General features: G+C 40.1%; 15 protein-coding genes and 1 tRNA gene. 6 read left to right on the top strand and 10 right to left on the bottom strand.

The features are described 5' to 3' along the window. Positions 1–82 precede the first annotated feature (82 nt). The 7 genes from QX565_RS10510 to QX565_RS10480 all read right to left on the bottom strand — a co-directional run bounded on the left by QX565_RS10510 (position 83) and on the right by QX565_RS10480 (position 12,441). Entirely contained in the window at positions 83–2,395 is a 2,313-nt protein-coding gene (locus QX565_RS10510; protein ID WP_289292728.1) for a glycoside hydrolase family 3 N-terminal domain-containing protein, read from the bottom strand. A gap of 21 nt (positions 2,396–2,416) precedes the next feature. Beyond that, positions 2,417–3,724: an FAD-dependent oxidoreductase gene (locus tag QX565_RS10505; protein WP_289292727.1), complete on the bottom strand. Its 1,308-nt coding sequence runs from the start codon at positions 3,722–3,724 to the stop codon at positions 2,417–2,419. 23 nt (positions 3,725–3,747) lie between these two features. Further along, positions 3,748–5,187, bottom strand: coding sequence for a hypothetical protein (locus tag QX565_RS10500; protein ID WP_289292726.1), 1,440 nt, complete (start codon positions 5,185–5,187; stop codon positions 3,748–3,750). Positions 5,188–5,208: 21 nt separating this feature from the next. Then, on the bottom strand, positions 5,209–6,501 hold the full coding sequence (locus tag QX565_RS10495) for an FAD-dependent oxidoreductase (RefSeq protein WP_289292725.1): 1,293 nt from the start codon (positions 6,499–6,501) through the stop codon (positions 5,209–5,211). A gap of 18 nt (positions 6,502–6,519) precedes the next feature. Beyond that, a complete protein-coding gene (locus QX565_RS10490) occupies positions 6,520–8,103 on the bottom strand; it encodes a RagB/SusD family nutrient uptake outer membrane protein (RefSeq protein WP_289292724.1) in 1,584 nt (527 codons plus the stop codon). Positions 8,104–8,128: 25 nt separating this feature from the next. Beyond that, positions 8,129–11,359 (bottom strand): TonB-dependent receptor, encoded by a 3,231-nt coding sequence (locus QX565_RS10485; RefSeq protein WP_289292723.1) that lies wholly within the window; start codon positions 11,357–11,359, stop codon positions 8,129–8,131. 74 nt (positions 11,360–11,433) lie between these two features. Then, positions 11,434–12,441: a FecR family protein gene (locus QX565_RS10480; RefSeq protein ID WP_289292722.1), complete on the bottom strand. Its 1,008-nt coding sequence runs from the start codon at positions 12,439–12,441 to the stop codon at positions 11,434–11,436. A gap of 263 nt (positions 12,442–12,704) precedes the next feature. Here QX565_RS10480 and proC point away from each other — a divergent pair, with 263 nt between their 5' ends. From proC to QX565_RS10450, 6 genes are all read left to right on the top strand, one after another. Further along, on the top strand, positions 12,705–13,478 hold the full coding sequence (gene proC / locus QX565_RS10475; protein WP_221650276.1) for a pyrroline-5-carboxylate reductase: 774 nt from the start codon (positions 12,705–12,707) through the stop codon (positions 13,476–13,478). A gap of 105 nt (positions 13,479–13,583) precedes the next feature. Then, positions 13,584–14,138, top strand: a complete 555-nt coding sequence (locus QX565_RS10470; protein WP_195660556.1) for a helix-turn-helix domain-containing protein — start codon at positions 13,584–13,586, stop codon at positions 14,136–14,138. Positions 14,139–14,145: 7 nt separating this feature from the next. Beyond that, positions 14,146–15,801 carry an AMP-binding protein gene (locus QX565_RS10465; protein WP_289292721.1) on the top strand — a complete coding sequence of 552 codons (1,656 nt, stop codon included), beginning with the start codon at positions 14,146–14,148 and terminating at the stop codon, positions 15,799–15,801. Positions 15,802–16,115: 314 nt separating this feature from the next. Further along, complete coding sequence (locus tag QX565_RS10460) at positions 16,116–16,316, top strand: DUF2007-related protein (protein WP_289292720.1); 201 nt, start codon at positions 16,116–16,118, stop codon at positions 16,314–16,316. Between the two features lie 523 nt (positions 16,317–16,839). Next, positions 16,840–17,475, top strand: coding sequence for a hypothetical protein (locus QX565_RS10455; RefSeq protein ID WP_221650273.1), 636 nt, complete (start codon positions 16,840–16,842; stop codon positions 17,473–17,475). A gap of 26 nt (positions 17,476–17,501) precedes the next feature. Beyond that, entirely contained in the window at positions 17,502–18,359 is an 858-nt protein-coding gene (locus QX565_RS10450; RefSeq protein WP_289292719.1) for a thiol-activated cytolysin family protein, read from the top strand. Positions 18,360–18,539: 180 nt separating this feature from the next. Here the strand turns inward: QX565_RS10450 and QX565_RS10445 are convergent, their stop codons facing one another. The 3 genes from QX565_RS10445 to QX565_RS10435 all read right to left on the bottom strand — a co-directional run bounded on the left by QX565_RS10445 (position 18,540) and on the right by QX565_RS10435 (position 20,246). Next, entirely contained in the window at positions 18,540–19,472 is a 933-nt protein-coding gene (locus tag QX565_RS10445; RefSeq protein WP_289292718.1) for a DUF3137 domain-containing protein, read from the bottom strand. Positions 19,473–19,482: 10 nt separating this feature from the next. Continuing rightward, positions 19,483–20,034: a LemA family protein gene (locus QX565_RS10440; RefSeq protein ID WP_221650270.1), complete on the bottom strand. Its 552-nt coding sequence runs from the start codon at positions 20,032–20,034 to the stop codon at positions 19,483–19,485. A gap of 128 nt (positions 20,035–20,162) precedes the next feature. Next, positions 20,163–20,246 (bottom strand) — tRNA-Leu (locus QX565_RS10435). Positions 20,247–20,252: the final 6 nt, after the last annotated feature.

The following is a 20,252-nucleotide window of genomic DNA, read 5'->3' as shown; positions in this document are numbered from 1 at the left end:
CTGTCAATCGGATATATTTCATAAATCTGAAGTAAATAGGTTATTATTTAAAGTACAAATCAGCAAACCGGATATATTGAGTCTATTCATAAGAGGGTATGACTTCAATCTTTACTTTTTTAAGCTGTCCTTCGTCTGAAGAACCACCCAGCATTATCTCGAACTCACCGGGTTCAACCACCTTTTTCATTTCCCGGTTATAATAAGCCAGTTTATCGGGAGTTATCATAAAAGAGACCTCTCTTTTTTCTCCCGGCTTCAGACTAACCCTCGCAAAGTCTTTCAACTCACGAACCGGACGTGTGGGAGAACTATATAAATCACGAATATACAGTTGAACAACTTCTGTACCTTCCACCTTACCAATATTACTGACTTCAACAGATACCTTAAAAGAATCGCCGGGCTGTAACCGCTGTTTAACAACACTCAAATGGTCGTAAGCAAAAGTAGTATAGCTCAATCCGTGTCCGAAAGGATACAAAGGAGTACTTTCACCATCTTTATATTTCTGAAAATACTGCGATGGTTTATGATTGTAAATCATCTGCAACTGTCCCACAGAACGAGGCATAGTAACAGGCAGTTTACCGGAAGGATTCACTTTACCTATAATCACATTGGCAACCGCTTCTCCTCCCATCGAGCCGGGTTCCCATGCCTGAAGAATAGCCGGAACTGTATTCACCAGTGAAGTAACTGTCAGCGGACGGCCTCCTACCAATACGACAACAACAGGAATTCCGACAGCCTCAATCCGGTGAACCAATGCCTCTTGCATACCTAACAGATCCAAGGTTTGACGGTCTACATTTTCTCCCATCGTCTTACGTTTATCATACCGTAACGGATTCTCACCAAGCACTACAATAGCCAAATCAGAATGCTTTGCCATCTCTCCCGCTTTCTCCAACAAAGTGGAATCCACTGTCCGAACATCATCACCCAAATTTAGAAAATTCAACTTAGAAGCAGGAATCACCTTTTGGAGTCCTTCATAAACAGTCACAATATTTTCTTTGGGCTGAGCAAAAGTCCAATCTCCTAAAATAGCATCACTGTCTGCATTGGGCCCTGTCACAAGAATATTCTTATACTTTGAGACATCCACCGGAAGTATACCCTCATTTTTCAATAACACAATAGATTGTTCTGCCATTTGAAGCGCTGTGGATTTATGAGCTCCGAACAGGGTTTTCAAGCTGTTTTTGTGATGAACCATCACGTTCTCAAACAAACCCAGACGAAATTTAGCTTCGAGAATCTTTCGGCAAGCCTCATCGATCCGTTCTTCCGGAATGCGCCCGGCCTTTACCAATTCAATCATCTTTTCCATGAATCCCGGCCCGTGCATGTGCATATCCATACCAGCAATGACACTCTCATAATAAGCTTCTTTGAGTGAGGGAGTATAATGATGGCTCGAGTAAATACGTTCCATATCCATCCAATCGCTGACCATAAAACCTTTAAACCCGAATTCATTACGGAGGATATCAGTCATCAACCATTTATTGGCATGGCAAGGGATACCATTCAGCTCGTTATGAGCAGCCATTACCGTAAAAACCTGCGCCTCATCAATCAATGCCTGATAAGGAGGTAAATAAACCTCACGCAATGTATGTTCCGAAGCATCCATAGGAGCAGCATTCAATCCGTTTACAGGTTCTCCTCCGGCAACCAAATGTTTCCCACAAGCCAGAACTTTATCTTCTCCATTCAAATCATCGGTTTGAAGCCCCTGCACGGTTGCCACTCCCATTTTAGAGATCAAATAGGTATCTTCGCCGAATGTTTCACCAATTCTTCCCCACCGTGGATCACGAGCAACTTCCACGTTCGGTGCAAAAGCCCAATGAGCTCCGGTAGCTCTTATCTCCAAAGCTGTTTCACGGGCAGCTTTCTTCACTAATTCCGGATTGAAAGTGGAAGCTTGTCCAATCGGAGTGGGATAAATAGTAGCTCCTTCGCACAAACCATTTCCATGAATGGCATCGATACCTATTAATAACGGAATCTGTAGACGGCTCTTCATGGCCAATGTTTGCAGATAATTAGCTTCATCTGCCGAAACAACATGGAGATAAGAACCCACAAGTCCCTGCTCCGTCAGTTTTTGTAATCCGTCAATGGAAAGTGTTTTATACGTAGCGTTGGCATCATCATTTTTCCCGACTTTCCCTTTATATCTGAGTTCCGTATTTTTTATATGTTCTATTCCTACATATTGGCACATCTGTCCCACTTTCTCTTCCAGACTCATACGGCTGAGTAAATCCTCAACCCGTTGTTCCACCGAAAAAGAGGGATTCTTGTAAAGCGGAGTTTTATCACTCTTTGCACAAACGGTAGTAACACTCAGTAAAGTACCTATGATTAAAGCTAAACGCATATAGTTCCTGTTTTTCTGGTTTTAAATATTTTGTCCTTCTTCTTTCAATCTGTGTCGAAGCAAAGAGATATCCATCGCATGTACATCCTTCGTCTTTGTCTTCAATAATAATCCGGCAGCCATACCTGCTGCCTCACCGGTAACCAAGCATGCCGGCATCGTTCCCAATGACTCACAGATATCTGTATCTGCGGAAACAGCCTGCCCGGCAACCAATAAATTTCGTAATCCTACCGGAGTAAGGATACGATAGGGTATTCTGCACCCTATTTCGTCATCAAACGATTTGCATAAATTGAAATCCTCTTTTGTATAAATATAGTCTCCCATAATACGGGACAAGACCGGAAGTTCCAGTTGCGTACCACTATTTATCAGAACAGCAGCAGCAAATGTCTCCGGAAAATATTCTTTTAAAGCTTGTAACACTTGTTGTGCAATAGCTCTTCCACGAACCAATCCTTTCGAATAGGAGTCCGGCTCAGCCGGATCTATCTCATACACCGAACCGGCTCTGAACTTCACAATGGAAGAGTGCATCAGTTGATTTTCAAAATGCGATTCTTTTAGAAGCGGATATTTACCGGAATACACCAACTGCCTTACGATTTCGGCAGTAGCCCTCGGATGTTTCCGAAAGTGATAGTTGTAACTGTAAAAATCGACATTACCAAGTAAAAAACAAAAACCTGCCTCCACGCTATCACCCGTTTTTAGTAACCGGGCACCAGACCTGGTGGCTATACCTGCATTACCAGTACAATCAACAAAAAACTCGGCTTTATATTCTGTCAGCCCGGTATGATTGGCTACAAGTAATGATTCAATCTCTTTATCCGTCTTATTTTTTACCTCCACAACGCGCGAACCCAAAAGCAATTCTACTCCTGCTTCGACCAGCATCTCATCGTACGCCCGTTTCAAAGCCTCTGCATCTACAGGCAATGCCTCTGATTGTTCCGGTTTCGGGTGATATATCTCTTTGCACGAAACCCTGAATACCTTTTCTGCTATACCTCCGTAAGATGTCTTATCCTTGCCTGAAAATGGTGTCCACGTCGGGATTAATCCCGACGTGCCCATTCCTCCTAAAACATGAGTTGCCTCTATCAGCAGCGTTCTGGCTCCTTCACGTGCCGCCGCTATGGCAGCAGCACATCCGGAAGCCCCTCCACCGATGACAATCACTTCCCAACCGGACTTCCCGTGATTACCATACCGGGGCTTTCTTCCTGATTCCTGTCTTTCTAATGCTTCAGCAAAAGTAGTTCCACTCAGAACGAATCCACCTAAAAGACCCATGCTTTTTACAAACTTCCTTCTATCCATTTTTCTACCTCAAAAAGACTTTCTTACAGAATCACACGTTTATTTACAACGCGACCATCTTTCTGCACAACATTCAGAATATAAGCTCCTTTATCCGACAACTGAAGTTCTTTAATATTCGCAGCATTCCGTACTTCGATTCCACTTTGAACCTGATAAACTCTTACTTTATCTACAAATTCGGAGAAAATCACTTTACGTGAAGCCGGATCAGTGGTTACAAATAATTCCTGTTTATCAATCGTATTATTGACAACGCCCACAAGCTTTGTGCTCGTCAAGGCATAACCATACAAACCATTCGGAGATAAAAAATAAACATTGAAACCTGTTGCATTTTTCCAGACAGCAACGCCGGTTGTACCATTGTTATAATCATCACCCATTGTAGCTGTCCTAAACACTTCAATCGGATTCGTCCAACTTGTTACATCGATAATTACCCCTTGAGCGTCACTCATTCCTTTTTGTGCAACCCCAAAATCAACCATCGCAAGATACCTGTGACCATTGAATTCAAATGGATAAGCCGAGTTTCCTGAACCAAATCTCATGTCATTCAGTTGTACTCCTTGCTCCAGAACGTTATAAGACCAGCCTTTTGATGTTGCATCATGTTTGAATACGCGCAAAAAATTACCTTCATCTCTGGAACGTTCAATGTAAGTACCTTCATCAAATCCGGCATAAAAACGTCCATATCCGCCAAATTTAGGGTCAAGTACTCCATATATATCACTTCCTTCTTCCGGCAGGCTATTCTGAAAAGCAACAACCAACGGATTAGGATCAACCACTCCATCGGTTATCGTCCATTCATAACAACGCTCTCGTAAATTATCAATACCGGTGAGAAACTTCCCGGACTGGCTCGTCCCACTAAAAGTAAAACTATCCCCCATACGGAAAGCATTTGTTTTGGCTGTTCCCATGGTTGCTTCCTGTTTCACCGGATCAAAAGACAAAAACAATTCAGGATTTGCATTGGCATTCGTATACTTATAAACTTTAAATGGTACAGTTCCTGCCATATCAACCCATTTTTCATTGGTCTTGTCCCATTTCTGCGAACGTGCATCAGTAGTCATATTCGATACAAAAACGGCACCATCCGATGAAACAGCAATGTCATTAATTACAAAGAGCCCTCCTGTTACGACCTCTTTTCCGTCACTCCCCTTTAAACTCAATTTAGATACAAATTCACCAGTAGTCGCATCTAAACGACACACAAAATTGCCACCCATAGTACTATTACGTACAGGGATATACAAATCATTCCCATATACAGCAACGCCACGCATGCTATTATCAGAAAAAAGAGCAGGCCAACCATCGGAAGGGAAAGTGACATCAGATACTTCAAAAAGTTTTTTAGATGTAAAATCGTCTTTACTTTGTGCACTCAAACTTAGGCTGCAAGCTGCTGCCAATACCAAAAAAGAAGTAATTTTAGTTTTCATAATATATAATATTAAAATGGTTTATAAAAAATATTGTCCTGCCTGTTTCAACCGATCTCTTAGCCGATCGGTATCGATCTGATGTACATCGTGAGGACCTTTAATATACAGATATGCAGCAGCTCCGGCAGCTTCGCCCATTACCAAACAATTAGTCATCACCCGTATACTGCCATATACCATTGGATCGGAAGAGACACAGCGCCCAGCTACCAATAAGTTCTTAAGTCCTTTGGGAGTCAGAATACGGTAAGGTATTCCATGAGATTCTCCCTTTTTATAATGAACACTTTCCGAACCCGGAATATGAACATCTACATAATAACTGTTACGCCCAATTTCATCCTTAAACTGGCGACGTTCTTTAAAATCGCTTAATGTCAGGATGTAATCTCCTATGATCCTACGCCCTTCACGCACCCCCAGCAATTGAGCCGTATTGTTCACAAAAGCATGTCCAAATGCTTGCGGATAATACTCTTTAAGCGCTTCTACATATTGGTTTGCCATTTCACGCCCCTGAAGCATAGCAACACTGAGCTCCCTATCGTTCAAAGTATCAATCGATATGTGTCCGGCATTGAACTGTACTACTCCCGGTCCTACAGGATTCTGGCATAAATGATCGTCTTTAATCAAGGGATACTTATCATCCTTCACCATCTGGTGCACAGGGCTATTCTTATTATCGCCATGCAGACGAATCCCGGTCGAATAATAATACATATCCACACCCGCCAGTGAAAAACAATGGGTAGCCGATTGTATCGTATGATCTTCATTGCCTACCTTGTAAATAGCTCCGGCCCATGCCGCGAGATCTCCATCGCCTGTACAGTCAATATAAACTTTGGCTTTATAAGCAGTAAGTCCCTCTTTAGATGCCAATAACAGAAAATCAACCTCTTCCCGGTTTTTCATTTCGACTCCTGCTAAACGGGTAAAAAACAGAATCTCAGTTCCCGACTCTTTTACAAACCGATCGTAAACCAACTTTAATTGTTCCGGATTAATATCAACCCAACTCATCGCATTTTCCGACTCGTGAGGAACTCCCTTTCGGGCTTCGGTAAAGACTTTTTCTGCAATTCCACGGTATATAATCTTCTCACCATCCGAGAAGTAGCACCATGCAGGTACCATCCCGGCTGTCCCCATACCTCCCAATACACCGGTTGCTTCAACCAATAGTGTCTTGGCGCCGTCGCGTGCAGCAGCAATGGCTGCTGCACATCCGGCGGGTCCACCACCAATAATGATTATATCGTACGAATCGTTTAAGTCAATTACCTTCTTTAAGGTATATTGCTTCATGATTCAATTCCTTATTGCTTAATTATAGCCTTCATTTTGAGGGAAATTTTCAGGTCCCATATTAATAACCTCCGCCTCCGGAATCGGCCATCTCACGAAATGTGGATTCTTAGGTAAGTTTACTCTTCCGGCAATGGAAGTGGAAATACGAGGGTCGCCTGCATATTTCTTCACCTGATCGATCAGAATGCCATGACGTTTCAGGAAATACCAGCGTTGCCCTTCCAATGCCAATTCACGTGCCTGTTCATCAATCACATCCTGCATCGTTACCGTTCCGGTGAATTCCGGATTACCAGCACGCATCCATGTCTTGTTGAAATATTTTTTAGCCAAATCGTTATTCCCCATACGAACCGCTGCTTCTGTTGCCAAAATATACGTTTCAGCCAGACGGTAAACAATAATGTCCTTATAAGAATACTGTTCAGTGGTACTACGTGTCCAAACATCTCCATACTTGGTACATCCCGGACACAGGTTCTTATCTACGGATCCGCCAGTCGTCATTGTTATATATTCACCCGGTTTCACACCGCGGATCGTCTTATTTGTCGAGTTTTTGTACTGATGAATATAAAAAGCCTTGTATCTCTTATCTACCGTTTTATCTTTATACAATGAGAAAAGATAAGGACTCGGATAACAACGTCCCCAACCGTATGACCAGTTTTCAACACAACAGTATTCATCTCCTCCGAAAGTGGTACGATAGGGTGCTATGAACCAGCAAGCATAAAAATGTCCCTTAATTGCTCCGTTATCCGCAAGATTATTACCTCCCGGATTACGACTCCATTGTTGTACAAGCAAAGCTTCACTATGATTCAGGTTATCTCCATTAAATATTTTATCAATATCTACCAGTTCATAACCAGCTCCGGAAGTTTCGATAGCCTCAATCTGGTCGAGCACTGTCTGCCAATCTTCATTCCAAAGTGCAATGTCAGCCATAATATGACGGGCGGCAGCTTGATTAAATCGTCCTATATCTTTTGGTTTCCACTCCAGATATTTGATAGCAAATTCCAAATCTTCATACAAAAGTGTAAAAACCTCTTCTTTGGTAGCCGGTTTAAACTCACGCTTATCGTTCACATTCTCCGGAGTAGTAGAAGAAGTATTCAACCAAATACGGTCAAACGTACGATATAACAGGAAATAAGACTGAGCTCTATAAGCTTTAGCCTGTGCAACCAGATTATTCAGCACATCTGTTTCCGGTAGCTTCTTTGCTGCTTCTATAATGTCATTACACTTACCGATAATGCCGTACATACCCTTCCACATATCAGCCGGTTGAGCAGCAGAGGATTTCAGATAAGTAGGATCATACGCACCATAAAAGTTACCAGTACCTCCATTGGTCACGCTCAGATCGGTAGCACGTCTCAATGCAAGATTAATTGAACCTTCATTTTGATCCTGATATTTACGATCCAATGCATATAGGGACGTTACAGCCAGGCTTAATCCATCCTCTGTCTCAAATACATATTGAGTCGTATATCGAGTCTGGCTCTCTTCTTCCAGAAAATCACAAGCTGTAAAGCCGAGCGTAACCAAACTTGCTATTAATATTTTTGATAAAGTTGTTTTCATCTTCAATGGATTTATATGTTTTTTCTTAGAATGAAAGGTTCACACCAAACAGCAATGTTCTCGGTTCGGGATAACTACCGGTATTCACTTCCGGGCTATAGCTCTGAACTTTTGTCTTAGTCCACAAATTATTGGCAGAAAAATATACCCGCAATTTCTGCACATAGAACTTCCGGCTGATATCCAAAGGCAGGGTGTAACCTACTGTCAGATTTCTCAGACGAATGTAACTTGCATCCTGATAACCCAAAGAAGTGATGTAGGCCGGAACTTGTGTATAGTTTGGAGCAGGAGTCGTATTCGAAGGATTTTCCAGAGTCCAATAATCGCGTTTGATTCCGTTTCGCTTACCAGACAAATCACCTCCCTGTTCCCAACTCGTCAAATAGGTATTGTTTATCACCCCACCATGGGATACATAGAAATCCACACTTAAATCTACCCCATAGGCGTTCAAAGACGTCCCGAAAGAAGAAATCCATTTTGGGTCACGCTGTAACACAACCCGGTCTGCTTCTGTAAGGCTACCATTTTTATCCGTATCTGCTACTTTCACCATACCTGGCTGCGCATTAGGCATGTGTGAGTTTTCAATATCATCACCCGTCTGCCATATTCCATCAAACTTATAGTCATAATACACATTCATCGGTTTACCAATAAACCATTTTGAAGTAACATCGTCCAACGGTTTTCCATCTTCGTCCGTCTCTCCGGTAATCTTCACAATTTTATTCCGATTGGCAGAAATAGAATAGTTCAACGCCCAGGTCAGTATCTTATTACGGATCGGATAACCGGTAATAGAAAATTCCACCCCTTTGTTCTCTACTTCACCCAAATTCATCAATTGACTTGAGTATCCTAAACTCTGGCTAATTTTACGCTTTACAAGCAAATCCGTTGTTTTCGTTTGATATACTTCCAACGTACCACTAATACGTTCTTTGAAAAATCCAAAGTCAAGTCCGATATTAGTAGAAGTAGTAGTTTCCCATTTCAAATCCGGATTCCATAGTTCATCGCCCGGCAGGAAACCTACCTGGACATTATTCTCACCACCAAATTCATTCATGTGTGCCTGCGTCAGTCCCAAAGTAGAATAAGGATCAATAGCCTGGTTTCCCACCTGTCCCCAAGATGCTCTGAGTTTTAAGTTCGATACCCAATCTACACGCTTCATAAAACTCTCTTCGCCAAGTCTCCAGGAGGCTGCAAAAGAAGGGAAATAACCATATTTATTATTCTTTCCAAATACAGATGAACCATCCACACGTAAAGCAACAGAAAAAATATAGCGGTCCATCAGCGTATAGTTCACACGTCCTAAATAAGAAAGAAGCTTTCTCTCGGAAATACCACGAATCGGAGTATTAAAATTCACTGCCGATGAAAGAGCATTATACCCTTTTTCATCACTCGAAAACCCCATAGCTGTTTGTTCCGTTTCTGTTGTCTTCATGGCGTTTACACTCTGCATCAATGTTATGCCAAGACGGTGTATCTTATTGAATTCCTTATTATAATTCAAGATGTTCTCAAACAAAAATTCTGTTCTCAATTTTGTTTTTACGGTTGCTTTGCCGTTAGTATCCCTACCTGTAGTGTGATCCCGATATAAATAACTACCTGTATTTTCATTCCGGTACGTCATACTCCCATTGGCACGGTATGTCAGACCCGGTATGATTTCCCAATCCACATAAAGGTTAGTAAGGAAATTATCTGTTTTCAAATCGTTAATGGCACGATTCATATTCCAAAGCGGATTATAATGATTTTCACCTGCATCTGTTACATCCATACGCAATGAGCCATCATCCTTATAAACTTTTGCTAATGGAGGCATCGTAATAAAACGGTTGAATGTGCCATCGGCACTTTCTGTTTTCGAATGTGAATAGAAAAGATTGGCACCCAAACTCAAGGTCTTAAATATCTTATGGTCTACATTCAATCGACCGGTGATACGGTTGTAACCTGAGTTCATTACCATACCCGATTGATCGTAATATCCTAAAGAGAAAGCCATTTTAGATTTTTCATTACCACTACGTATCGTGATGTCATGCTTTTGCTGCATAGCCGACTTAATCATCAAATCCTCCCAATCCACCCATTCACCAGACTGCATTACCTCACGCATCGTTTCACTGAAACAGTCTTCTTCATTATAATTATCTGTCCCATTTGCGTTTTTCCATGCTTCCCTGCGGTAAGCAGCCCACTCATCACCATTATAGAAATCAAAATTACGATGAATATTCTGACTACCAATATAGAAGTTATAGTCTACACGCGGTTTTCCATCTACGCCCCTCTTTGTGGTAATTAATATAACACCATTGGCAGCACGAGCACCATAAATAGATTGTGAAGAAGCATCTTTCAATACTTCCAGAGAAGCAATATCACTTGAATTTATCTCATCAATTGACTGCATCGGAACACCATCGACTATATAAAGAGGAGCATTATCACCTGATAAAGAACGGCGTCCACGAATATAGATATTTGAACTACCACCCGGTTTTGCATTCGTCATATTTACCTGTATACCGGCAGCTTTACCTCTCAACATTTCGGCCATAGTAGTAGTTGGAGTTGTATTCAAATCGTCGGCACTTACTGAAGCTATGGCACCGGTCAAGTCACTCTTCCGTTGTACACCATATCCTACAACAATCACTTCATCCAGTTTCCTGGTATCTTCATACAATCTTACATTCAACGATTTAGCATCTGTAGCTTTTATTTGTGCCGAAGTATATCCTATATATGAAATATCAATCATTCCCCCTTCAGGAACCGTCATAGAAAAGTTACCATCCAAATCTGTTGTTGTACCGATATTGGATGCCTTATTTATAACAGTAGCTCCAATGATAGGTTCTCCATTTTCATCCATTACTATACCCCGAACTTTTACCTGTCCTTTGGAGTGCGCATTCTGCTGCTTGACAGATTTGCTTACATACACGTTTTTACCATCTATACGATAAGCACAATCCATATTCTTAAATAAAAGATCTAAAACCTTATCAATAGACTGATTTTTCACATCTATAGTTACATGTTTCTTTACATTCAGCTCATTAGTCGGGATTACAAAAGAGTAGCCTGCGTTCTTTGTTATTTCATTTAGAACAGCCGAAATAGGCTTGTCAACCATCTTTAATGTTACTCCTGTACCGGTTTGAGCCATAGCTAAACCTATTACATAGAGAAACACTAATAAACATAGTAATTTTCTCATAAATATTAAACTTTTAATTAACGCTATTTTTATCTATAATCCCTCAACGCTTCCCCGGGTAAATGAATGTAGGATTAATATATTTCTATTTGATTATCTTTCTTTTTTATATGTAGTATCGCATCTTCTTTCATTTTATCTAAAATCTGGTCAATCGTCTCGCTGTTGACAAATGTCAGATAATATCTCCTGGATTTCAGTGCCTCCGTCTTAATCGTTATATTGACGTTAAAGCGACGTTCCAGTTTTTTAGCAATTTCCCAAAGCGGTTCGTCACAGAATGCCAATATTCCATCGTGCCATGATAAATGTGAATCAATTTCAAAACGTTCCTTCTTTGCCCGCTTCTTCACCGTATTAATAATCAGGCGTTCGCCCGGAACTAAATTAGTGGATTGCGATGCAAACAGACAGGTGACGGAGACAGAACCTCGCAACAATTCAACAGTTGAAATACTATCTTCTTTAAATGATTTCACATTGAATACCGTTCCATGAACCATTACGGCCATCTTTTCATTTTTCACGATGAAAGGAAGCTCTTTATTTTTAGTAACGTCAAACATTCCTTCACCTTCTACATATACAGTACGTGTTTCTCTGCCGAAGGAACGGTCATAGCGCAAAGTAGAACCTGCATTCAACCAAACAACCGAACTATCCGGCAGTAATATTCTGGACTGCGAACCTCTTGGTACAAAAAACTCCGATTGCGTAAATAAAGCGTCATCCTGCCGGGATAACTCATATATGCCCCAAAAAACAGCCGTACTGAACAAACCCAATAAAAAAATTGCAGCATATGGAAGTAACCTTTTCCCGATAGAATATATTTTTTTTGTTTTCGGCATATCAAAAGCTTGCATATGCAATCTACCGGACAAACGATTCCATTTATTATCTATATACGAAGTATTCTGATTAGAGACAAACCATTCTTCTTCCCACTCCCGGAATAGCTGCATATTTTGCTCTTCTTTACGAAGAAAACCAAACAGTTCTTTCTCCTCTTCCGGAAGTAAGTTGCCTTCAAAATACTTAAATGCAAGACGGCGCATATAATCAGTTTCTTGTTCTTTCATAATGTTATTTGTTATAATTGAGACAATCTCATTGATATTTACCCAACCTCAAATACGAAAAAAAATAAAATTATTTTCAACTACGACTCACTATTTCATTCATTCCATCAGCCATTTCACTAATTAGTAGTTTATTACGGGAGATAAAATCATTAAATATCAAGCTATTTCCCACCAAAGTTAATAAAATACATGCCTTATTTATTAATATTTTCACTTTTTACATTTACCTTTGTCTCCAACGTACTAAATAACATCAAATTATGAAAGTAGCTATCATTGGTGCAGGAAATATGGGTTCTGCCATTGCACGTGGCTTAGCCCAGGGATATCTGATTCAAGGACACGAAATTATTGTTTCTAATCCAAGTAATGGAAAACTGGAGAAGCTAAAAGCCGACTTTCCCAATATTAAAACAACAAACGATAACATAGATGCAGCAGCTAATGCCGATATCGTAATTGTTGCAGTAAAGCCTTGGCTGATAGAAGAAATACTCAATCCACTCCGCTTGAAACGTACACAGATACTTGTTTCATTAGCTGCCGGGATCTGTTTTGACGATCTGGCACATTTTTGTGGCGAACCGGAGATGCCCATCTTCCGTGTCATCCCCAATACTGCTATAGCCGAACGTGCCAGTATGACGTTGATCTCTGCGCGGAACGCTTCGGATAAACAGAAAAAAATATTAACGGATATATTCAACGAAATGGGATTGACAATGATTATACCGGAAAGTAAAATAGCAGCGGCTACAGCTCTCACTTCATGTGGCATTGCATACGTGCTTAAGTATGTACAAGCCGCTATGCAGGCAGGTATTGAAATGGGAATCGCCCCGAAAGATGCTATGAAAATGGTAGCACAATCTTTGGAAGGAGCAGCAGAGTTGTTGCTAAATAAAGAAACACATCCCAGTGTTGAAATAGATAAAGTAACCACTCCCGGCGGGATCACCATTAAAGGAATTAACGAACTGGAACATGCCGGATTCACCTCTGCGGTGATTAAGGCGATGAAGGCATCGAAATAATGTTCAATGATGAATTGTCATTTTTTTTAGAACTTATAAAAATAATTACTGCAAACATTAAAACCGCCAAGCTAAATATTACATTAACAATTAAACATTAAATACATGGACGACCAAATCAGACAAATTGCCGAACGATTGCGCGGATTGCGTGACGTATTGGAACTTACCTCAGAAGATATCGCCCGCGATTGTGATATCTCCGCAGAAGAATATCGCCTGGCAGAAACAGGACAATACGACATCTCAGTAGGTATGCTACAAAAAATCGCACATAAATATGGTATCTCTCTGGATGCACTTATGTTTGGCGAAGAACCTAAAATGAGTAGTTACTTTCTGACCCGTGCCGGAAAAGGAATAAGTATTGAACGCACCAAAGCCTATAAATACCAGTCTTTAGCTGCCGGATTCATAAATCGCAGTGCCGACCCGTTTATTGTAACGGCTGAGCCAAAACCAGACGATGAACCGATACATTACAACAGTCATAGCGGACAGGAATTCAATTTAGTACTCGAAGGCCGTATGTTGGTCAACATCGAAGGTAAAGATCTGATACTGAACGAAGGTGACAGTCTCTATTTCAACGCTAAACTCCCACATGGCATGAAAGCACTTGACGGAAAGCCAGTGCGTTTCCTCGCCGTTATCATGTAATATTATTATGGTAGAAAGATTTTTATCACAGACAACATTCTCTTCGCAGGAAGATTTTATCAAAAACTTAAAAATCAACGTACCCGAAAATTTCAATTTCGGGTATGATGTAGTAGATACCTGGGCTGCCGAACAGCCGGATAAACCCGCACTGTTGTGGACGAACGATAAGGGTGAACATATCCAGTTCACATTTGCTGACATGAAACGTTATACAGACATGACAGCCTCTTATTTCCAATCACTCGGCATCGGCCGTGGGGATATGGTAATGCTTATCCTGAAACGCCGTTATGAATTCTGGTTCAGCATCATCGCCCTGCACAAACTGGGTGCTACGGTTATTCCCGCCACTCATCTGCTGACAAAGAAAGATATTGTATACCGCTGTAATGCCGCAGACATCAAAATGATTGTTGCTGCCGGCGAAGAAGAGATCACGAAACATATTATTGAAGCAATACCCGAGTGCCCTTCTGTACATAAACTGGTAAGCGTAGGTCCTGAGATGCCGGAAGGATTTGAAAACTTCCACAAAGGCATTGAATCTGCCACTCCATTTGTCAAACCGGAACATCCGAATACAAATGATGACATCTCACTGATGTACTTCACTTCGGGTACTACCGGTGAACCGAAAATGGTAGCACACGACTTTACCTACCCACTGGGACATATCGTAACAGGTAGTTTCTGGCATAATCTCACGGAAAACAGCCTCCATCTCACCATTGCGGATACAGGTTGGGGAAAAGCGGTATGGGGAAAACTTTACGGACAATGGATTGCCGGAGCAAACATCTTCGTATATGACCATGAGAAATTTACTCCGGGTGATATCTTGACAAAGATACAGGATTATCATGTCACTTCACTCTGTGCCCCTCCAACAATTTTCCGTTTCCTGATTCATGAGGATCTGACCAAGTATGATCTCTCCTCACTACAATACTGTACGATTGCAGGCGAAGCACTGAACCCGGCCGTATTTGATACTTTCAAAAAGCTGACAGGAATCAAATTGATGGAAGGTTTCGGACAGACTGAAACCACTTTGACTGTAGCCACTTTCCCCTGGATGGAACCCAAACCGGGAAGTATGGGTGTGCCCAACCCACAATATGATGTTGATCTCATAGATAATGAGGGCCGTTCTGTGGAAGCAGGTGAACAAGGGCAAATCATCATTCGTACTACCCAGGGAAAGCCATTAGGACTGTTTAAAGAGTATTACCGGGATGCAGACCGTACCCATGAAGCATGGAATAACGGCATTTATTATACAGGAGATGTAGCCTGGAAAGATGAAGACGGTTATCTTTGGTTCGTAGGGCGTGCAGATGATGTGATCAAAAGCTCCGGTTACCGGATCGGCCCGTTTGAGGTGGAAAGTGCTTTGATGACACACCCTGCTGTTATTGAGTGTGCTATCACGGGAGTACCCGATGAGATTCGTGGTCAAGTGGTAAAAGCTACCATCGTTCTGTCTAAGGAATATAAAGCACAAGCAGGTGAAGCATTAATAAAAGAGCTTCAAAACCATGTCAAAAAGGTTACTGCACCTTATAAATATCCACGTGTCATTGAATTCGTCGATGAACTGCCCAAAACTATCAGCGGAAAGATACGCCGCGTGGAAATTCGTAAGAACGATGAAAAATAAGATACATTAATAGATAAGCGTTCTAAAACACAGATTAGCATTGACTCTTCGTAAATTTATTCCTCATTCAGGCATTTACTCCACGAAGATCAGTGCTAATTTGCATTTTATATTCCGGGTCATTGTTTTGTTCATTTTCCGAAACTCTAATCATCCACAATGACGGAAATGGAAAAGAAACGTTAATTGTATCAGTTTATATCATGCCTGCTAACGTTTGCAACAAATCTTATAAAGATTGAACGATAAGTTATAATCCATATTAGAAACATGCTCTATATTTGCAATATCAAATACAATAAAAACCAAAACTAATGATTACAAGTAGAAAGATTTCCCAAATTGATGTTTTTGCCGGTAGCCCATGGGAAGTTGCCAGCGTAAAAAGACTTCTGAATGCAGCTTACATTGAAGTTTCAATAAAAGATAAAGGTACTAACCGTATTTTACTATCCGTACCTTGTGAGTTTTATACAGCCGCTATGCGTGTTATAGAAAACAGAAAGATTTCATAGGTTTTCAAAATATACCAGATTAAGATTAAGTTAGATTGGAGCCGGCCCGATGCGAAATCGGAACCGGCTTTTTTATTATTATCTTTCTTCAGATTTGTTATCTTTGTATCTTTATAATAAAGTGTAGTACAAGCTCAGTACAAATTAACAATGTTAACGAGTAAATCCAAACATCCTTTTTCTATGAAATAAAAGTACGTACTCTTCAGGCATAAAAGTACGTACTCTTAAACAGTAAAAATACGTACTTAACACACACTTAAATACGTACTTTTATAAACTGAAAATATCACATTATTCAATGCATATTCTTTATCCCATAATTGATATAGAAAAGTCTTCTTCTACCTTCTGCTTTCACAAGTGGTACACAACCTGAAACCATAATAAAATATAAATATGAACAATACCGGCACAGGATTGTCTATTATCATTATATTTGCAGAGTAAATTACTATACTCTGCAAAAGAGTATCACTAAATATAGACAATCTTAACTATCACATAAACAATACATAATATAATGAAAAAGCTCCTGAAAAAGAATGCTTCTTACACTGTAAGTATAAGTATAGTCCAAAACCCTTTTAAGTTGATAAAGAATAAAATGCTCTATTTCACATTATTAATAGGAGCACTTGCTTTTACATCTTGTACTAACAATGATCCACAACCCGAGCCACCAGCTCCTACCGGGGAATTATATACTTTAAAATACAAATCGCAAGAAATACTGGAGCTAAAACAAATGAAAACAGAACAGGAAGTACAGAATCTCCCTGTCGAAGAATCAAGTAAGTATTTTGGAAAACGTTTATCACTCACTAGCCCAACCGAATTGCAATTAAAAGATGATTCTCTCTTCATCATCAAAAACTACGGAATCACTGAAAAATATAAAATGAAATCCCACAATAATGAAGTATTTCTTTATAATGACCTATCGGACACATGGGAGTATTGCGGAACAAGAGAAGATAAAAACAGTTTTACACTTAACATAGGTTTCTATATTCAGGAAAGAGTAAACAACCAACGAACTTTGTATGCCATCGGACAGGAGTATTCACTAAAATCTTTTTCCGACTTAATGGAATATATAGGTAAAGACGGGCTATCATCTGTTATCTGGTTGAAGCAGCAAATTGTTTTTGAATAAATATAAATCTATAAAAGCAACGAAAGATGAAAACAAAAATAAGATATGCCATATTGCTTCTTTTAGTGATTCAAACTGGTTATGCACAAGAAGCGAGTAACTTTACCGTAAAGGCTCCCGACAAAACATTTATAGGAGCCATATTAGAGCCCGGCAGTATCAACAGTGATGCACATCAATTTCTAGATGTTTCCCTCAATCCTATTACAATCAGTTATAGCCTTCCAATGAAAAGTCAGGAAATAACACCGGGTTATGACAATATGATGAAAGCGATCCGGGAAAGATTGCAACAAAACAATGTCTTGAAACCAAACTATCAATTCAACAGTTCAATTGACGAAATAAAATCTTATGAAGAATTAGCCATCTATTTCGGACAGAAAATCAATCCGTCCCTTTTCTTCGGTACTTCACGCCAGAAGCAGAAAAAGACAATTGTTGTATTAAGTATCAGTCAAAGTTTCTTTTCTGTAGACATGGACTTTCCTGAATCGCTAAGTGACGATCCTACTGTGCTTGAGCAAAAAGACAAACTTATTTATGTCAGTTCTATTCAGTTTGGCCGTAAAGCAGTCGCAATCATCGAATCGGATTTTGATTCTCAAACAGTAAAAGCAGCGATTAAAGATATTATCAGTAAGACAGAAAACGATGAAGCAAGTATACTTGGCGAAAGTATGGCTGTCATTGCAAATGCCACTGTAAGATGTATGACTATAGGCAATGATAACATGGAAGAAACTGATCCGGACAATCCATTAAAAAATCTGATAAATTACCTGAACAAAAAAATGACACCGGAAGATTTTGGTATGCCCATTACCTTCTCAGCCGCTTATCTAAAAGATAATTCGGTATTTGTCAATAAATTCACAAAATAATATTTCTGAATTAGTACGCAACAATCTTTTGATCGAAACGCAGATAAACGCGGATTCTCGCAAAGAATCAATGACAAAGTTATCTGATCTGTGAAAATTTGAGTTAATCTGCGTTTCAACTATTATAGAAAGGTTACAATAATACATTCAGAGAGATGGACCTCTTTTTTTAATAGGCTTCTATTCTTTACTCCAAATACGAGTATTCAGATTGAGATCATCAACAATTGAGATTAGTGCACTAATTGTCTCTATTTCAGCACTGAGAGATTGTATATTAGTAATAGGATTCCATATACTGGCCTCAAAATGATTCTTAGAATCCGGGATAGCAATCAGAATGGTGGAGTCCCGGAAACTAATGGTAACTCCTTGCCCGAATTTACGATCCAGCTCCAGCAAACGCTCCATCATGGAAGGTGTAATAAGATAGCGGGCTTCAACCTGATCGGTAGAGTAAACATCAAATGTATTCTCAAAATCGGGATTTTCCATCTTAACCCTTGACTCCCCAAACCTTAGTTTAAAAAAACAATCCCGAAGAATCGTTGTCTTTCCTTTAAAGTCTTTATGAAAATCGGCCATAAACAGAAACCCTCTGAAAATATTCACATAGTATTGCCGCGTCTGCCCTTTAGCTCCCACCTGCGTCCTTCTTTCTTCGGCACGTACCTCTGCACAAAGAAATTCGGTTTTATCCACATACCCATGAATCAAATCTTCGGTGTGATAGCGATCCGGAGCACAAGGGAATAGTCCACAGTTAGAAAACACCTCTTCATTAATCCCCTCATTGGGAGAATATGTGGCATTATCACAAAATGCACCAATCACCCGGGCAATCACTTCGTTTTTGTAGTGCAAAGAAAAATCCTTCGATTTACTATTTACACAAGCATAATAAATGAGAGCAGAGACAATTCCAACAAATAATAAAAGGATTACCGGATAACCGGATAGAATTAATAGTATCCCCCCAGCAATAAAAAAGAGAATGCCTCCCCACAATCCCGCTTTATGACCTTGAGATTTAAGTTCCCGGCGTTTATCTTCCAAAGCCTGCAAAACAGAAGGTAATTCCTGCGACAATGATTCAAAGCGTGACTGTCCCATAGTAAGCCCTTTATGAATTAAGTAATTCTTTTACATCAGGAGTAGTACGTTCCGATTCCTGAATAGCCCATGTCCCTTTACGGTTAAACCCAAAGACACCAGCCAATAAGTTAGATGGGAAGGTCTGCACTGCATTATTATAATCAGTGACACAGGCATTATATGTACGCCTTGCAGCAGCCAGTTGCTCTTCAGTTTCATTAATAGAACGCTGTAATTGCATAAAATTACCAGAAGCCTTTAGTTCCGGATAACTCTCCGCTATTGCCAATAAACCGGTATGGGCATGAGTGAAAATATCGTCCAGATTTGCTTTTTCACTATTTGAAAGAGCAACATAAGATTTGCTCCTCATTTCGGCCAGTTTTGTAAATACTCCCTCCTCATATTTAGCATACTGCCGAACCGTTGCTACCAAATTAGGAATAAGATCATATCTCTTCTTCAACATAACGTCAATCGTAGCAAAAGCATTTTCCGCTTGGTTCTTTTTCCTCACAAGGGAGTTATAAACAACTCCAACAAAAATAATCAGAAGTACAAGAATAATCACTATGACCATAAACTAATAGTAACGGCATCCTTTTGCCGGAATTAAACTCAATTGCCGTGAAATAGATTGAATTCCCAATAGTAAAACAAAAAAAGCTCTGTAAATTTCTTACAGAGCTTTTTCACAAAGAACACTCGTACTCGAAGCGGGACTTGAACCCGCACAGCCGCAATGGCCAAAGGATTTTAAGTCCTTCGTGTCTACCATTCCACCATTCGAGCATCCTT

Source organism: Bacteroides sp. 41_26 (genome assembly GCF_949740115.1).
Classification (GTDB): domain Bacteria; phylum Bacteroidota; class Bacteroidia; order Bacteroidales; family Bacteroidaceae; genus Bacteroides; species Bacteroides nordii.
The sequence above is the reverse complement of the archived record's forward strand: the minus strand, read 5'-3'. Positions and strand labels throughout refer to the sequence as shown.

Excerpts from the sequence above, each read along its gene's own strand:
- QX565_RS10445 (WP_289292718.1), bottom strand. The coding sequence starts at position 19,472 with ATGGGACAGTCACGCTTTGAATCATTGTCGCAGGAATTACCTTCTGTT.
- QX565_RS10505 (WP_289292727.1), bottom strand. The coding sequence starts at position 3,724 with ATGGATAGAAGGAAGTTTGTAAAAAGCATGGGTCTTTTAGGTGGATTC.
- proC (WP_221650276.1), top strand. The coding sequence starts at position 12,705 with ATGAAAGTAGCTATCATTGGTGCAGGAAATATGGGTTCTGCCATTGCA.
- QX565_RS10455 (WP_221650273.1), top strand. The coding sequence starts at position 16,840 with ATGAAAAAGCTCCTGAAAAAGAATGCTTCTTACACTGTAAGTATAAGT.
- QX565_RS10460 (WP_289292720.1), top strand. The coding sequence starts at position 16,116 with ATGATTACAAGTAGAAAGATTTCCCAAATTGATGTTTTTGCCGGTAGC.
- QX565_RS10450 (WP_289292719.1), top strand. The coding sequence starts at position 17,502 with ATGAAAACAAAAATAAGATATGCCATATTGCTTCTTTTAGTGATTCAA.
- QX565_RS10480 (WP_289292722.1), bottom strand. The coding sequence starts at position 12,441 with ATGAAAGAACAAGAAACTGATTATATGCGCCGTCTTGCATTTAAGTAT.
- QX565_RS10495 (WP_289292725.1), bottom strand. The coding sequence starts at position 6,501 with ATGAAGCAATATACCTTAAAGAAGGTAATTGACTTAAACGATTCGTAC.
- QX565_RS10490 (WP_289292724.1), bottom strand. The coding sequence starts at position 8,103 with ATGAAAACAACTTTATCAAAAATATTAATAGCAAGTTTGGTTACGCTC.
- QX565_RS10510 (WP_289292728.1), bottom strand. The coding sequence starts at position 2,395 with ATGCGTTTAGCTTTAATCATAGGTACTTTACTGAGTGTTACTACCGTT.
- QX565_RS10440 (WP_221650270.1), bottom strand. The coding sequence starts at position 20,034 with ATGGTCATAGTGATTATTCTTGTACTTCTGATTATTTTTGTTGGAGTT.
- QX565_RS10500 (WP_289292726.1), bottom strand. The coding sequence starts at position 5,187 with ATGAAAACTAAAATTACTTCTTTTTTGGTATTGGCAGCAGCTTGCAGC.
- QX565_RS10465 (WP_289292721.1), top strand. The coding sequence starts at position 14,146 with ATGGTAGAAAGATTTTTATCACAGACAACATTCTCTTCGCAGGAAGAT.
- QX565_RS10485 (WP_289292723.1), bottom strand. The coding sequence starts at position 11,359 with ATGAGAAAATTACTATGTTTATTAGTGTTTCTCTATGTAATAGGTTTA.
- QX565_RS10470 (WP_195660556.1), top strand. The coding sequence starts at position 13,584 with ATGGACGACCAAATCAGACAAATTGCCGAACGATTGCGCGGATTGCGT.